Here is a 13,362-nt window from a genome sequence, read left to right on the forward strand (position 1 = left end):
TTTATGTCGTATGCATTGGGAGGCTTGGTAATCAGTTTTTTTAGTTCAGGCATTACAGATTTTTTTCGACAGCTAACACTCGGGCGGGTAGATATTCTTCTGGTGCGACCTTTTAACTTACTAGTGTTGATTCTGTTCAGGTGGTGCCAAGTGTCTTATCTGCTGGTCGCTCTCCTGCTCATTGTAATGTGCATGCTTTCGAACAAAATCGATTTTCATTCTTTTGCTGTCAGCGCGGTCAATACAGTGCTGTATGTGATCACGCTGATGGCTGGAGTGGTGGCGGGTATAACCTTCCTTTTGGGGCTGAGCTCGTTTTCATTCATTACTCAGCGTGATTTGCCCGTTGATTATATCCACGCCTCGATATTTACATTTGCATTGTTACCTGAACATTTTTACTCAAAAACACTGTCTTACGTTCTGGTTTCAGTTTTGCCAATGCTTGTTTTTGCTTCTGTAGCAATGGACGCTCTCTACAATGGGTTGACACCGTTTGTGTTGACTTTTTTATTTGCTGTCATCCTTGCATCATATTTTTCGCTAAAAGTTGTTTATGGTTTATTTAACCGCTTCGACAGCATTGGAGGCTGAGCCGCTTCTTGTATTTTTTGTAGGTTCAGCACTTGGTTGTTTGTGCGATGTTCCACCCATTAGCCTCAGGTCTTGAACTTGCCCACCAGCATCTGCAAATGCGTCCCCAATCTTGCCAGCTCAACACTGGACGCCGCTGTCTCTTCACTCGCCGCCGACGTCTGATCCGACACATCGCGCACATTCAGCACGCTGCGGTTGATCTCCTCGGCCACGGCGCTTTGTTGCTCGGCAGCGGCGGCGATTTGCTGGTTCATGGCCTGGATCGCCGACACTGTGCGGGTGATGCTCTCCAGTGAGCCGCCGGCACGGCGGGTCAGTTCGACGCTGCTGTCGGTCAGACTGCGGCTGTTGTCCATGATGGTCGCCACTTGCTGGGTGCCGTTTTGCAGGCCGACGATCAGCTCTTCGATTTCTTCGGTGGATTTCTGGGTGCGTTGGGCCAGGCTGCGGACTTCGTCGGCGACCACGGCAAACCCGCGTCCGGCTTCACCGGCGCGGGCGGCTTCGATGGCGGCGTTGAGCGCCAGCAGGTTGGTTTGCTGGGCCACGGACTTGATCACGTCGAGCACACTGCCGATCTTATCGCTCTCACGCTTGAGCTCGCCCATGGCTTCGGTGGAGTTCCCGACTTCCAGGGCCAGGCGTTCGATCTGGGTGATGGCTTCACCGACCACCTTGTCGCCTTCGCGGGCTTGCTGGTCGGCGGCGACGGCGGCTTCGGAGGCTTCCTCGGCGTTGCGCGCGACTTCCTGCACGGTGGCGGTCATTTCGTTCATGGCGGTGGCCACTTGGTCAGTCTCGACCTTCTGGCTGTTGACTCCGGCACTGGTCTGCTCGGTGACCGCCGAAAGCTCTTCGGCGGCACTGGCGATTTGCGTGACGCCCTCGCTAATGCCGCCGATCAGCTCGCGCAGGCCTTGGGTCATGCTCTGGATGGCGCGTTGCAGCTGACCCAATTCGTCCTGACGTTTGGAGGTCAGGTTGTGAGTCAGGTCGCCGGCGGCGATGCGTTCGGCTACCTTGAGGGTTTGATTCAGCGGAATCACGATCTGACGGGTGATGGCCCAAGCGGCGAACAGACCGAAAATCAAGGCCAGGACGGTGGCCAGCAGCAGCATATTTTTGGCGTGCGCCACGTCGGTATCGCGTACTAGGGTTTGCGAAGCGGTGAGCTTCTTACTGACGTCGAGCAGGATTTCACCCTGGGCAGCCATGTGCTTGAGCGCTTCGGCTGCGGCGACCTGGGAATCCCGGTACTGGCTGACGGCAGCGCGGTAGGCCTTGAGCGAGTCGGTCGCTTGCTGCAAGTTGGCGATGTGTTGTTCCGGCAGTTTCGACGGAAGACTTTCGAGGTATTTCAGGGCATTGTCGATGGCATCCAGCGCTGGCTGTTCGGCCTCGGATTTGCCGCTGTAGGTGTAGCCGCGAACCTGGAAGCGTGCTTGCTGGATCAGTTTGCTCAGGTCGATCACGCTGTTGAACTGCGCAACGCTGTCGCCCTGTAACATGGATTTTTCGACTTCGGCGACCTTGGCCACGGCATTGTCGGCAGTGGCGCCGAGTTTGCTGCGGGCGTCTTCACGGTTGGCGCCGGCCTGGGTCATGGTGCCGAAGGCTTGTTTGTATTGGCTGAGGGCAGCCAGTTGTTGGTCGATCATGGCCACGTCGGCGGGCTGCTCAATCATCTGGCGAGCGGCCTGCAGGCTGGTGTCGATCTTGGCCAGCAAGTCGTTGACGATGCCGGGGCCTTGCTCGCCGCGACGCATTTCATAGTCCAGGCGGGCGATGCGCAGGTCTTTGGTCAAACCGTTGATATCGGAAATGAACCCCAGCTTGTCGCCGCGGCTGGTCACATCGCTCAGTCCGGTCCAGCCGGTGACGGTGATCAGCAATGTCAGCAGCAGCACCAGGCCAAAGCCGACACCCAGTTTGCGATTGACGCTTACATTCCCTAGTTTCTCGGCCAGCCATTGGTACATGCTGCAACTCCCTCGGACCATCTATTGGTTTTATGGGGGTTGTATCGGCAGGGGAGTGGGGTTCTGTAGGCGGCACCCGATGGACGGGCGGATGCAAGTGAAGACCTGTGGGAGCGGGCTTGCTCGCGAAGAGGGAGTGTCAGCCGACATGTCAGTAGCTGAAACACCGCTTTCGCGAACAGGGGATAGTGTCTGCTGTTAGAAAAGGCGTGCCAGCAGTGCGGTAACGGCCGTTTCCACGCGCAGAATGCGCTCACCCAACTGCACCGGTTGCAGGCCGGACTTGCCGAGCAAATCGATTTCGTAAGGAATCCAGCCGCCTTCCGGGCCGATGGCCAAGGTCACCGGTTCAGTCAGCGCGCGGGGGCAGGGCGGGTAGTTGCCGGGATGGCCAACCAGCCCGAGGGTACCTTCGCTGATCGCTGGCAGACGGTCTTCGACGAATGGCTTGAAGCGCTTTTCGATGATGACCTCCGGCAACACACTGTCCCGGGCCTGTTCGAGACCGAGGATCAACTGCTCGCGAATGGCTTCCGGTTCCAGGAACGGGGTCTGCCAGAAGCTCTTCTCGACGCGATAGCTGTTCACCAGCACGATGCGCGGCACACCCATGGCGGCCACGGTTTGGAACACCCTGCGAAGCATTTTGGGGCGTGGCAGGGCCAGAACCAGGGTCAATGGCAGCTTGGCCGGTGGTGGCTGGTCGAGAGTGACGCGCAATTCCGCTTCGGCGGCGTCCAGGCGCAGTACTTCGGCCGAGCCCATCAACCCGCCGATCCGCCCGACGCGCATGCGGTCACCGACTTCACAGCGATGGACTTCCTGCATGTGGGTCAACCGGCGATCGCGCAGGATTACCCGGTCGGCCGCAATGAAGTCGGCCTCGATGAGGAGCAGCAGGTTCACGCTTGGGTCGCTGGCGGCTGGTCGTTGTGATCGTCAGCCGGCTGGTCATCCGGATGTTCTCCGCGCTTGCTGATCAAGCCGCCAAACAGGATGCCGATTTCGAACAACAGCCACATCGGTACGGCCAGCAGCGTCTGCGAAAAGATGTCCGGTGGTGTCAGGATCATGCCGACCACGAAGCAGCCAATGATCACGTACGGGCGGATTTTCTTCAGGTATTTGACGTCAACCACGCCGATCCAAACCAGCAGCACTACGGCCACCGGGATTTCGAACGCCACGCCGAAAGCGAAGAACAGCGTCATGACGAAGTCGAGGTAGCTGGTGATGTCGGTCATCATTTCCACACCGGCCGGGGTGGCGGCAGCGAAGAACTTGAAGATCAGTGGGAACACCAGGAAATAGGCGAAGGCCATGCCGGCGTAGAACAGAACGATGCTCGAAACCAGCAAGGGCACGGCGATGCGTTTTTCATGCTTGTACAGGCCCGGCGCGATGAAACCCCAGATCTGGTGCAGGATCACCGGGATCGCCAGAAACAGCGACACCATCATCGTCAGCTTCAAAGGCGTCAGGAACGGCGACGACACGTCGGTGGCGATCATCGTTGCACCTTCTGGCAGGTACTGGCGCAGAGGCGTGGAGACGAAGGTGTAGATCTGCTGGGTGAAGGCGAACAACCCGCCGAAGATGATGAACACCGCCGCTACGCAGCGCAGCAGGCGGGTACGCAACTCGGTGAGGTGCGAAACCAGCGGCATGTGCTGGTCGTTTTCAGGAAGATCGCTCATGGGGCTCGCGCCGGCAATGTTGGGTCTTGAGGGGCCGGCGCGACAGGCGCAGCGGCTGGAGCAACAGGTTCAGTCGAGGGCGCTGCAACAACGGGCGCGGGTTCCACGCTCGCTGTAACCGGTGCTGGCTCGGTGGCGGCAGGCGCATGAATCGTCGGCGTCGCCACAGGCTCGACCGGTGTCGGCTCCTGCTGGGTCGGCGTGAAAATCTTCCGCGCCTCCTGCTCCAGAGACAGAATGTGTTCGTTGTGCAGTTGCCGACGAATTTCGTCGGCACCGATTTCACGTTCAACTTCCTGTTTGATCGCATTGAAGCTGCGCTTCAGGCGCCCGACCCACAGGCCGGCGGTGCGCGCAGCGCCCGGCAGGCGCTCGGGACCCAGCACCAGCAGGGCAACGAGGCCGACGAGCAGCAGTTCAGAGAAGCTGATACCAAACATTAGTCAGTGCTCACACGTCTTTGCGGATCGGCTCTTCGACTTTCTGTGCCTGCACGTCGATGGTGTGCGGCTGGTTTACCGACTGTGTGGCTTGTGGCTGAACAGGCGGAACCGGTTGGGCTGGAGTCGCGGTCGGATCGGCCGGCTTTTCGTCGTCGTTCATGGCCTTGCGGAAGCCCTTGATCGATTCGCCAACGTCGGTTCCGAGGTTTTTCAGCTTTTTGGTACCGAATACCAGCACGACAACAACCAGGATGACGACCCAGTGTTTCCAGTCAAAAATGCCCATATTGCTGCTCCTCTCTAATAGTTATTCAAGCGGACGGACGCGAGGCTTTCTCAGCGTGTCCGGACAGACCGAAGCGACGGTCCAGTTCATCGAGTACAGCCTGTGGATGCTGCCCCAATTGGGCGAGCATGACCATGCTGTGGAACCACAAATCGGCGGTTTCGTAGATCACATCGCTGCAGTCGCCGCTGACGGCGGCATCCTTGGCGGCAATGATGGTTTCGACCGACTCTTCGCCGACTTTTTCCAGAATCTTGTTTAAGCCCTTGTGGTACAGGCTGGCGACATACGAGCTGTCGGCGGCGGCGCCTTTGCGCTCTTCCAGCACCTGGGCCAGACGGGTCAGTGTGTCACTCATGTTTGTGTCCTGCGGAGTAAATGGCATGCGGATCTTTGAGGACCGGGTCGACGGTTGTCCAGTCGCCGTTTTCGTAGACGCGGTAGAAGCAGCTCTGACGGCCGGTATGGCAGGCGATGTCGCCGATTTGCTCGACCATCAAAATGATGACGTCAGCGTCACAGTCCAGGCGCATCTCGTGCAGGGTCTGCACATGGCCGGATTCTTCGCCCTTGCGCCACAGTTTGCCACGAGAGCGTGACCAGTAGATCGCACGGTTCTCGGCAGCGGTCAGTTCCAGCGCTTCACGGTTCATCCAGGCCATCATGAGGACGCGCCCGGTCTTGTGATCCTGGGCAATTGCCGGCACCAGGCCATCGGCGTCCCACTTGATCTCGTCCAGCCAGTTTTTCATCTTCGACTCCGACAGCGAGCCCGGCACTTCATTAGCCGGGCTCAACGTTGAAACAGTGTGCCAGTGCGCAGCACAACTGGCTATCGGCGAACGACCAGATACAAACCGACAGCCATCATGATGCCCGCCGGCCAGTAGGCCAGGTCGTTCAATGGGCCGCCTGCAGCCAGGATCGCGCCGCCAGCCAGGTGGGCGGTGCCGAGTAACCGCAGGAACCAGTCGTCGCGGCGTCGGTGCCAGGGTGGCGACGGGTCGCTGGCGTGGGGCTGGGACAGGCGTTCGAGCAAGTCGCGGGTCATGTTGGCCAGGTGCGGGATCTGCTCGATCTGGCCCTGAACGTTGCCAAACAAGGCCTTGGGGCTGACGCGCTCGCGCATCCAGCGCTCGAGGAACGGTTGCGCGGTGTTCCACAAATCGAGGTCCGGGTACAGCTGCCGGCCGAGGCCTTCGATGTTCAACAGGGTTTTCTGCAAAAGAACAAGCTGCGGCTGCACTTCCATGTTGAAGCGCCGGGCCGTCTGGAACAGGCGCATCAACACCTGACCGAAGGAAATATCTTTTAACGGTTTTTCGAAGATCGGTTCGCACACAGTACGGATCGCCGCTTCGAATTCGTTGAGTTTGGTTTCCGCCGGTACCCAGCCCGAATCGATGTGCAATTGCGCGACACGACGGTAATCACGCTTGAAGAACGCGAACAGGTTGCGGGCCAGGTAATCCTGGTCTTCCGGTGTCAGGCTGCCGACGATGCCGCAGTCGATCGCAATGTATTGCGGGCTCCACGGCTGCACGGTGCTGACGAAAATGTTGCCGGGGTGCATGTCGGCATGGAAGAAACTGTCACGGAACACCTGGGTGAAGAAGATTTCCACGCCGCGCTCGGCGAGCATTTTCATGTCAGTGCGCTGGTCGGCCAGGGTGGCCAGGTCGGTGACCTGAATTCCGTAGATGCGCTCCATCACCAGTACTTTCGGCCGGCACCAGTCCCAATAGACTTGCGGCACGTACAGCAGCGGCGAACCCTCGAAGTTGCGTTTCAGCTGGCTGGCGTTGGCCGCCTCACGCAGCAGATCGAGTTCGTCGTAGATGGTTTTTTCATAGTCGCTGACCACGTCCACCGGATGCAGCAGGCGCGCATCGGCCGAAACTTTTTCGGCGGCGCGGGCCAGGATGAACAGCCACGCCAGATCCTGGGCGATCACCGGTTTGAGGCCCGGGCGGATCACCTTGACCACCACTTCTTCACCGGTTTTCAGTTGCGCGGCATGCACCTGCGCCACCGAGGCCGAGGCCAGCGGTTCAACGTCGAAGCGGCTGAACACCTCGCTGATCTTTTTGCCGAGCTGCTCTTCGATCAGCTTGACCGACACTTGCGAGTCGAACGGCGGCACCCGGTCCTGCAACATCATCAATTCATCGGCGATGTCTTCGGGCAGCAGGTCGCGACGGGTGGACAGAATCTGCCCGAACTTGATGAAGATCGGCCCCAGGTCCTGGAGCGCCAGGCGCAATCGGGCGCCACGGCTCAGGTCCAGGGTCTTGCGCGGGAACCAGCGCCACGGCAAGGCATAACGCAGCACCAGCAAAAACCAGGGCAGCGGCAGGGCGAACAGCAGGTCATCGAGGCGGTAGCGGATCACGACGCGCTGGATGCGCAACAGACGGCGGACGGCAAGCAGCTTCATGCGTTATCGCTTGGGTCGAGGGATCGGGAAAGGCGCTCGAAACGCGCCTCAAGTCGTTCCAGATCGAGTTTGATCCGGTCCAGTTCACTGAATCGGGCTTCAGCTTCGCGTTGACCGACAAGGGTACGCGACTCTTCGGCCAGGTATTCGGCGAGTTTCTGGTTGAGGCTGGCAAATCCTTGTTGATACCAGCGGGCGCGGCTGCGCAGGTGGCCGCCGACCAGTTGTGTGGCGACGGGGCCGAGCCAGCGTGAGAGTTCATACTCCCAGTCCAGTTCGAGGTCCTGCAGGATAGCCGCCAGTTCCAGCAGCACACCGCTGTCGCCATCGAGCTCGACTTCGGGTGCATGCAGCACCGCAGTCTTGTCCTTGCTCATCGCCAGTTTCAACAGGCTGGAGGCCGGTGCACGCAAGGTGCAATCGGCGCCGGTTTCCCACTGGGAGGCGAGCATCAGGCCTTCATCGCTGGGCAGGATGAACAATTGCAGCGCCGGGCTGCGGCAATCGACGGCAATCACTTTGCCGCTCAAATGCGCGAGCCGCGGCAGCGCCGTGCTGTCGAGACGCAGCACCCGGTTCAGACCGAGTTCAACGCTGGCGAGCAGGCCGGCGAGCAGCATCAGGGTTTGATGCCGCGGTGCAAGGCGACGATGCCTGCGGTCATGTTGTGATAGGTCACGCGGTCGAAACCGGCCTCGACCATCATCGACTTCAGGGTTTCCTGGTTGGGGTGCATGCGGATCGATTCGGCCAGATAGCGATAGCTTTCCGAATCATTGGTGATCAGCTTGCCCATCAACGGCATGAAGGCGAACGAGTAGGCGTCGTAGGCCTTGGACATCAGCGCGTTGGTCGGCTTGGAGAACTCCAGCACCAGCAGGCGGCCGCCGGGCTTGAGTACGCGCAGCATCGAACGCAGGGCGTCCTCTTTATGCGTTACGTTGCGCAGGCCGAACGCGATGGTCACGCAGTCGAAATGGTTATCCGGGAACGGCAGTTTTTCCGCGTCGGCCTGGACGAACTCGACGTTGCCGGCCACACCGAGGTCCAGCAGGCGGTCACGACCGACCTTGAGCATGGATTCGTTGATGTCGGCCAGTACGACCTGACCGGTCGGACCAACAAGATGCGAGAATTTGCGGGTCAGGTCGCCGGTGCCGCCGGCGATGTCCAGCACGCGGTTGCCGGCGCGCACGCCCGACAGTTCGATCGCGAAACGCTTCCACAGACGGTGCATGCCGCCCGACAGGAGGTCGTTCATCAGGTCGTACTTGGCCGCTACCGAATGGAAAACTTCAGCGACTTTTTCCGCTTTCTGGCTTTCCGGAACGTTTTTGAAGCCGAAGTGAGTGGTGGGTTCGGCATCGCTGCCTTTGCGCTGATCAGTCATATCGCTGTCACCAAAAGAGAATGCGCGACATTCTAATCCCCATGGGATGCTTTGTCTTGGCAAGGCTGAAGGTAAGATGGGTCAACCTCGGGACGTTTTGCCGCAGCAGCGGTCAGGATCCACCGAATCAGTATTCATAGAACAGGAGTCATTCGATGGCCCGTATTAGTGTTGAGCGTGCCCATGGCCTGGGTAAGGAAGCGGCGCGCGAGAAGGCTGACAAGCTGGCGCAGAAACTCTCCGACCAGTATGGCCTGGAGCCGCAATGGTCCGGCGACACCCTGAACCTCACGCGCCCGGGTGTGAAAGGTGCTGTGTATGTAAGCGAGGGCTCGATCAGGGTCGATGTGGAGTTGGGCCTGATGATGTCGGCCATGAGCGGCATGATCAAAGGCGAGATCGAGAAGGCGCTGGATAAAGCCCTCGTCTGATTTCCGAGTCGAGCCACATCCCCTGTGGGAGCCAGCCTGCTGGCGATGGCGGTGCATCAGTCAACATTGGTGTTGATGGATAAATCGCTATCGCCAGCAGGCTGGCTCCCACATTTGTTTGTGGTGTGCCCAAAGTTTCATGTCAGTTGTTAGGGTGCCGTTTCTAATTTTTCTCCCTACTTTGTGCCGGAGCCCGACACTTTCGCGGGCAGTTCCTCAAACCTTCTGCGCGTGAGGTGCACCATGGCCAAAGTTATTTTGAAGAAAAAAATCGACGCTTCGACTACCGCTCTGGGCGACGTCAAATCGTATGCCCGCAAGATCTGGCTGGCAGGCCTGGGTGCCTACGCCAAGGTTGGCCAAGAGGGTAGCGAGTACTTTCAAGAGTTGATCAAGGCTGGTCAAACTGTTGAAACGAAAGGAAAAAAAGCAGTTGCCGAGAAGCTCGAAGCGGCCAATGCCGAGATCGATGAAGCCAAGAGCGAAGTGAGTACATTCAAGGGCAAGGTTGAAGTTCAGCTCGACAAGGTCGAGAAGGCTTTTGACTCGCGCGTTGCAAGTGCCTTGAATCGTATCGGCATTCCGTCTAAACATGACGTGGAGACACTCTCTGTCAAGCTCGATGAGCTGACGGCATTGCTCGAACGCGTCGCGCGTAAATCTTAAGGAGAACGGGATGGCTGTTAAAAAGAACACCGAAAAAGAAGGCAGCTCGTGGATCGGGAAAGTCGAAGACTACTCCCGCAAAATCTGGCTGGCTGGTTTAGGCGTGTACTCGAAGATCGACACTGACGGCAGCAAAATCTTCGATGCATTGGTTAAAGACGGCGAGAAGGCCGAGAAGGCGATTGGCAAGAAAGTCGACACTGCCAAGGACAGCGCCAAGGGCTCTGCCTCTTCGGCCAAGTCGCGCATCAGCGGCGTGAAAGACAAGGCGCTGGGCAAGTGGGATGAACTGGAAGGGGCTTTCGACAAGCGTCTGAACAGCGCCATTTCGCGTCTGGGCGTGCCGAGCCGCAATGAGGTCAAGGCACTGCACAGCAAGGTCGATACTCTGACCAAGCAAATCGAAAAACTGACCGGTGCCAAGGTTGCGCCTGTTGCGGCGAAAACCGCGGCAGCCAAACCAGCTGCCAAACCGGCCGCCAAGACCGCAGCCAAGCCACTGGCCAAAGCTGCGGCTAAACCCGCTGCCAAAACTGCTGCTGCAAAACCTGCTGCCAAGACTGCAGCCAAACCGGTAGCAGCGAAAGCCGCGGCTAAACCGGCAGCGAAACCTGCTGCCAAGCCTGCAGCAGCAAAAACCGCAGCCGCGAAACCTGCAGCAAAACCTGCCGCCGCGAAGAAGCCTGCAGTGAAAAAGCCGGCCGCTCCAAAAGCCGCCGCACCAAAACCGGCAGTGGCAGCCGCCAAACCGGCAACCCCGGCCGCTCCGGTCAGCGCATCGAACTCCGCTACCGCGCCGACCCCTGCTGTGACCCCGACTGCCGCGCCAGCTCCATCGACGCCAACCAGTCAGTCCTGATTCTTCAGGGCTCAAAAAAACGCCCGGCCTGCCAAGGTCGGGCGTTTTTGTTTGAGTACGGTAGATCCAGTGTGGGAGCGGGCAAGTCGAATCGTCGCACCGCCGCTCCCACAGGGTTATTCGTGTTCTTCGAGGTATTGAAGTGCCAGCCGCTCCGTCGCCACTTTGATCGGCGGCAACAGATGCGGCGCCACCAGCATCATGATCTGGTACACCACCAGCCTCACTTCACCTTCTCGATCGAGAATCCGCTGATAGTCCAGAGAGAACAGTAGAGTCATGGTGATTTGTTCCACCAGTTGGCCCAGAGCCTGGGTGTCACTGACCAACTGCCCCTGAGCCTTCAATCGCGCCAGCAGCGAGGCCAATGTGCGTTTCAGCCCATTGAGCAAGCTGCGAATACCCTTGGCCAGTTTTGGCAAGCGTCCGGCCAGGTTCGACAGGTCCTGGAACAGAAAGCGGTATTGGGCCAGGCGTTCGACGATCAGGTGCAGGAACAGCCAATAATCTTCGGGGGCCAGTTCGACGTCGGACGGTGGATCGAGCAGGGGAGACAGTTCGGCCTGGAAGCGTTCGAACAGCCCGAGTATCAACGGCTCCTTGCCGTGGAAGTGGTAGTAGAGGTTGCCCGGGCTGATGCCCATTTCGTTGGCAACTTCCATGGTGGAGACGTTAGGTTCGCCCTTCTGATTGAACAACTGCAGGGCACATTCGAGGATGCGGTCGCGGGTTTTCATCCAGTCTTCTTAATGTTCGGGTCATGCCACGGCCGGTAGCGGCCGTGGGTCGTTTGAACGTCAGCGCACGCGCACGTAAGTACCGGGCGCCGCCTCCATCGGTGGATAGTTCTGGTTGCCGAGGGTCATCAGGGTTTCCTTTTGCGCCCCCGAGCGTTCCTGAATCCAGCCCAGCCATTGCGTCCACCAACTGCCGTCGACTTGTTTGGCATCGTAGTACCAGGCCCGTGGGTCGCTGCTCAGTTTGGCGCCTTCGACGTAATTGGCCTTGGGGTTGCTCGGCGGATTGAGAATGCTCTGCACGTGACCGCTGTTGGACAGCACGAAGCGGCGGTCGCCCCCCAGCAGCAGCGTCGAGCGATAGACAGCATCCCACGGGGTGATGTGGTCGTTGATGCCCGCCACGCTGAAGCTGTCGACAGTGACCTTCTGCAAATCGATCGGCGTGCCGCACACTTCGAGGCCGCCTGGATGGCTCAGCGGGTTGTGCTTGAAGAAGTCCAGCAAGTCGCCATGCAGGGCTGCCGGCAGGCGCGTGTTGTCATTGTTCCAGTAGAGAATGTCGAACGCCGGTGGCTCCTTGCCCAGCAGGTAGTTGTTGACGAAGTAGCTCCAGATCAAGTCGTTGGGGCGCATCCAGGCAAAGACCTTGGCCATGTCCCGGCCGTCGAGCACACCTTTCTGATAGGAGCGGCGCTTGGCGGCTTCCAGGGTTTGTTCGTCGGCGAACAGGGTCGCCGGCGTATCCAGTTGGCTGTCGAGCAGGCTCACCAGGTAGGTCGCACTGGACACCCGCCGCAGCTGACGCTTGGCCTGCAGATGACCTTGCAGCGCGGCAATGGTCAGCCCGCCGGCACAGGCGCCCATCAGATTGACTTCACGGGCACCGGTGATCGCCCGGCAGACATTCATGGCTTCTTCCACCGCTTCAACGTAAGTCGACAGGCCCCATTCACGATGGCGCACATCCGGATTGCGCCAACTGATCACGAAGGTTTGCAGGCCATTCTTGAGCGCGAACTGGACGAAACTGTTGTGGGGGCTCAGGTCGAAAATGTAGTACTTGTTGATCTGCGGCGGCACCACCAGCAGCGGTTTTGAATACTGCTTTTCGCTCATCGGCTTGTACTGGATCAGCTCCAGCAGTTCGTTGCGAAACACTACCGCGCCAGTGGTGGTCGCGACGGTCTTGCCGACCTCGAAGGCCTGCTTGGTGACCTGTCGTGGCAGGCCGTCGTTGTGCAGTAAGTCGTCCACCAGATGGCTGATCCCGCGTACCAGGCTGTTACCGCCGGAGTTGAAGATCTCCTTGATCGCCAGCGGATTGAGCAGGCTGTTGGACGGCGACACGGCATCATTGAGCAGGGCGAACGCAAAGTGAGCGCGAGCGCGATCGTCCGGGCTCATGTTGCTCTCGTCGATCCAGCTTTTGACCTGCTTCTGCCAGCTCAGGTAAGCCTGCAGGCTACGGCGATAAAACGGGTTGAGGCTCCATGCCGGGTCGGCGAAGCGGCTGTCATGCGGGTTGGTCGGGTGCAGGGTTTCGCCCAGCAGCACACGACCCAATTGACCGCCCAGCTTCAGGGCGTGCCGGGCACTGTGCACCGGGTTGCGCAAACCATGGGCGGCAACGCTGCGCAGGGTTGAAAACAGATCCCGACCCCGCAGGCCGGTAATCGCACTCTGTGCATTGATGAACGCGGCGGGAGTCGGTAATGAATCCCTCGCTGGTTTGTCGCGCATGAGTCAACACTCCTTCGTCTTCAGGCCAAATACAAACACCGAACCAGAACACCATAGACGCTGTAGCGGGTTGTTGCGCGGCGCGGCGTCCTGCCGT

The 13,362-nt window shown here is 59.2% G+C and carries 16 protein-coding genes and 1 pseudogene; 4 read left to right on the top strand and 13 right to left on the bottom strand.

Annotated features, from left to right (window positions below; translation table 11 throughout):
• The first annotated feature begins 3 nt into the window (after positions 1-3).
• On the top strand, positions 4-594 hold the full coding sequence (locus tag FFS64_RS02560) for an ABC-2 family transporter protein (protein WP_137804101.1): 591 nt from the start codon (positions 4-6) through the stop codon (positions 592-594).
• A gap of 65 nt (positions 595-659) precedes the next feature.
• Here the strand turns inward: FFS64_RS02560 and FFS64_RS32115 are convergent, their stop codons facing one another.
• The 11 genes and pseudogenes from FFS64_RS32115 to ubiE form a co-directional block, all read right to left on the bottom strand.
• Positions 660-1,523, bottom strand: coding sequence for a methyl-accepting chemotaxis protein (locus FFS64_RS32115; RefSeq protein ID WP_372242159.1), 864 nt, complete (start codon positions 1,521-1,523; stop codon positions 660-662).
• A pseudogene (locus tag FFS64_RS32120) lies at positions 1,515-2,597 on the bottom strand (methyl-accepting chemotaxis protein); the annotation flags it as partial. The pseudogene FFS64_RS32120 and the gene FFS64_RS32115, both read right to left, overlap by 9 nt.
• 177 nt (positions 2,598-2,774) lie before the next feature.
• On the bottom strand, positions 2,775-3,482 hold the full coding sequence (locus tag FFS64_RS02570) for a 16S rRNA (uracil(1498)-N(3))-methyltransferase (RefSeq protein ID WP_137804103.1): 708 nt from the start codon (positions 3,480-3,482) through the stop codon (positions 2,775-2,777).
• A complete protein-coding gene (gene tatC / locus FFS64_RS02575) occupies positions 3,479-4,273 on the bottom strand; it encodes a twin-arginine translocase subunit TatC (RefSeq protein WP_137804104.1) in 795 nt (264 codons plus the stop codon). The genes FFS64_RS02570 and tatC overlap by 4 nt, the downstream gene beginning before the upstream one ends.
• A complete protein-coding gene (tatB, locus tag FFS64_RS02580; protein WP_137804105.1) occupies positions 4,270-4,713 on the bottom strand; it encodes a Sec-independent protein translocase protein TatB in 444 nt (147 codons plus the stop codon). The genes tatC and tatB overlap by 4 nt, the downstream gene beginning before the upstream one ends.
• A gap of 10 nt (positions 4,714-4,723) precedes the next feature.
• Positions 4,724-5,002, bottom strand: a complete 279-nt coding sequence (locus FFS64_RS02585; RefSeq protein ID WP_095192258.1) for a twin-arginine translocase TatA/TatE family subunit — start codon at positions 5,000-5,002, stop codon at positions 4,724-4,726.
• Between the two features lie 25 nt (positions 5,003-5,027).
• Positions 5,028-5,360, bottom strand: a complete 333-nt coding sequence (locus FFS64_RS02590; RefSeq protein WP_046816939.1) for a phosphoribosyl-ATP diphosphatase — start codon at positions 5,358-5,360, stop codon at positions 5,028-5,030.
• Entirely contained in the window at positions 5,353-5,754 is a 402-nt protein-coding gene (gene hisI / locus FFS64_RS02595; RefSeq protein ID WP_007989281.1) for a phosphoribosyl-AMP cyclohydrolase, read from the bottom strand. Before hisI ends, FFS64_RS02590 begins: the two co-directional genes overlap by 8 nt.
• 80 nt (positions 5,755-5,834) lie before the next feature.
• Complete coding sequence (gene ubiB / locus FFS64_RS02600; protein ID WP_095192257.1) at positions 5,835-7,439, bottom strand: ubiquinone biosynthesis regulatory protein kinase UbiB; 1,605 nt, start codon at positions 7,437-7,439, stop codon at positions 5,835-5,837.
• Positions 7,436-8,059 (bottom strand): SCP2 domain-containing protein, encoded by a 624-nt coding sequence (locus FFS64_RS02605; protein ID WP_137804106.1) that lies wholly within the window; start codon positions 8,057-8,059, stop codon positions 7,436-7,438. The genes ubiB and FFS64_RS02605 overlap by 4 nt, the downstream gene beginning before the upstream one ends.
• Positions 8,059-8,829, bottom strand: a complete 771-nt coding sequence (gene ubiE, locus FFS64_RS02610) for a bifunctional demethylmenaquinone methyltransferase/2-methoxy-6-polyprenyl-1,4-benzoquinol methylase UbiE (RefSeq protein WP_007975568.1) — start codon at positions 8,827-8,829, stop codon at positions 8,059-8,061. The genes FFS64_RS02605 and ubiE overlap by 1 nt, the downstream gene beginning before the upstream one ends.
• 155 nt (positions 8,830-8,984) lie before the next feature.
• On the opposite strand from ubiE, the gene FFS64_RS02615 reads away from it, so the two are divergent.
• The 3 genes from FFS64_RS02615 to FFS64_RS02625 all read left to right on the top strand — a co-directional run bounded on the left by FFS64_RS02615 (position 8,985) and on the right by FFS64_RS02625 (position 10,785).
• Positions 8,985-9,260, top strand: a complete 276-nt coding sequence (locus FFS64_RS02615; protein WP_137804107.1) for a polyhydroxyalkanoic acid system family protein — start codon at positions 8,985-8,987, stop codon at positions 9,258-9,260.
• Between the two features lie 243 nt (positions 9,261-9,503).
• Positions 9,504-9,926, top strand: coding sequence for a phasin family protein (locus tag FFS64_RS02620; RefSeq protein WP_137804108.1), 423 nt, complete (start codon positions 9,504-9,506; stop codon positions 9,924-9,926).
• Positions 9,927-9,936: 10 nt separating this feature from the next.
• Positions 9,937-10,785, top strand: coding sequence for a phasin family protein (locus tag FFS64_RS02625; protein ID WP_137804109.1), 849 nt, complete (start codon positions 9,937-9,939; stop codon positions 10,783-10,785).
• A gap of 116 nt (positions 10,786-10,901) precedes the next feature.
• Here FFS64_RS02625 and FFS64_RS02630 read toward each other — a convergent pair whose 3' ends face one another.
• Positions 10,902-11,522, bottom strand: a complete 621-nt coding sequence (locus tag FFS64_RS02630; RefSeq protein WP_137804110.1) for a TetR/AcrR family transcriptional regulator — start codon at positions 11,520-11,522, stop codon at positions 10,902-10,904.
• Positions 11,523-11,582: 60 nt separating this feature from the next.
• The gene (gene phaC / locus FFS64_RS02635; protein ID WP_137804111.1) at positions 11,583-13,265 is read right to left on the bottom strand and encodes a class II poly(R)-hydroxyalkanoic acid synthase; all 1,683 of its coding nucleotides are present in this window, start codon (positions 13,263-13,265) and stop codon (positions 11,583-11,585) included.
• Positions 13,266-13,362 lie beyond the last annotated feature (97 nt).

This window comes from Pseudomonas sp. G(2018) (assembly GCF_005502415.1).
GTDB lineage: Bacteria > Pseudomonadota > Gammaproteobacteria > Pseudomonadales > Pseudomonadaceae > Aquipseudomonas.

Excerpts from the sequence above, each read along its gene's own strand:
- FFS64_RS02560 (WP_137804101.1), top strand. The coding sequence starts at position 4 with ATGTCGTATGCATTGGGAGGCTTGGTAATCAGTTTTTTTAGTTCAGGC.
- FFS64_RS32115 (WP_372242159.1), bottom strand. The coding sequence starts at position 1,523 with ATGACCCAAGGCCTGCGCGAGCTGATCGGCGGCATTAGCGAGGGCGTC.
- tatC (WP_137804104.1), bottom strand. The coding sequence starts at position 4,273 with ATGAGCGATCTTCCTGAAAACGACCAGCACATGCCGCTGGTTTCGCAC.
- tatB (WP_137804105.1), bottom strand. The coding sequence starts at position 4,713 with ATGTTTGGTATCAGCTTCTCTGAACTGCTGCTCGTCGGCCTCGTTGCC.
- FFS64_RS02585 (WP_095192258.1), bottom strand. The coding sequence starts at position 5,002 with ATGGGCATTTTTGACTGGAAACACTGGGTCGTCATCCTGGTTGTTGTC.
- FFS64_RS02590 (WP_046816939.1), bottom strand. The coding sequence starts at position 5,360 with ATGAGTGACACACTGACCCGTCTGGCCCAGGTGCTGGAAGAGCGCAAA.
- hisI (WP_007989281.1), bottom strand. The coding sequence starts at position 5,754 with ATGAAAAACTGGCTGGACGAGATCAAGTGGGACGCCGATGGCCTGGTG.
- ubiB (WP_095192257.1), bottom strand. The coding sequence starts at position 7,439 with ATGAAGCTGCTTGCCGTCCGCCGTCTGTTGCGCATCCAGCGCGTCGTG.
- FFS64_RS02605 (WP_137804106.1), bottom strand. The coding sequence starts at position 8,059 with ATGCTGCTCGCCGGCCTGCTCGCCAGCGTTGAACTCGGTCTGAACCGG.
- ubiE (WP_007975568.1), bottom strand. The coding sequence starts at position 8,829 with ATGACTGATCAGCGCAAAGGCAGCGATGCCGAACCCACCACTCACTTC.
- FFS64_RS02615 (WP_137804107.1), top strand. The coding sequence starts at position 8,985 with ATGGCCCGTATTAGTGTTGAGCGTGCCCATGGCCTGGGTAAGGAAGCG.
- FFS64_RS02620 (WP_137804108.1), top strand. The coding sequence starts at position 9,504 with ATGGCCAAAGTTATTTTGAAGAAAAAAATCGACGCTTCGACTACCGCT.
- FFS64_RS02625 (WP_137804109.1), top strand. The coding sequence starts at position 9,937 with ATGGCTGTTAAAAAGAACACCGAAAAAGAAGGCAGCTCGTGGATCGGG.
- FFS64_RS02630 (WP_137804110.1), bottom strand. The coding sequence starts at position 11,522 with ATGAAAACCCGCGACCGCATCCTCGAATGTGCCCTGCAGTTGTTCAAT.
- phaC (WP_137804111.1), bottom strand. The coding sequence starts at position 13,265 with ATGCGCGACAAACCAGCGAGGGATTCATTACCGACTCCCGCCGCGTTC.